Annotated in this window: 1 protein-coding gene; it reads right to left on the minus strand. The window is 71.8% G+C overall.

From position 1 onward, the window contains the following. Positions 1 to 309: TRAP transporter large permease subunit (locus ACQG3P_RS19085; protein ID WP_426805916.1), on the minus strand; the 309-nt coding region annotated here is incomplete at both ends.

A 309-nucleotide genomic window follows, 5' to 3' on the forward strand; every position in this document is an offset into this window, starting at 1 on the left:
GGATCACGCCGGTGCTGCGCGCGGCATGGGTCACCGTGCCCAGGCACTCGCGCCAGTCGAGCTGGCGGTACAGCACCGTGGTCACGAGCAGGGCATACACCACGGCAATGGCCGCGCTTTCCACGGCGGTGAAGATGCCGGCACGGATACCCACGAAGATCAGCGCCACCAGGCCCAGGCCGGGCAGGGCCGAGACCCTGCGCAGCAGCACCGCACGCCCGCCGGGGAACACTTCCACCCCGTAGCCGCGCCGGCGCGCCACCCCATAGCCGGTGACCAGCAGTGCCACGGTCATCCGCAGCGCCGGCA

Origin of the sequence: Stenotrophomonas sp. SrG (genome assembly GCF_050031795.1) — a bacterium.
Classification (GTDB): Bacteria; Pseudomonadota; Gammaproteobacteria; order Xanthomonadales; family Xanthomonadaceae; genus Stenotrophomonas; species Stenotrophomonas rhizophila_A.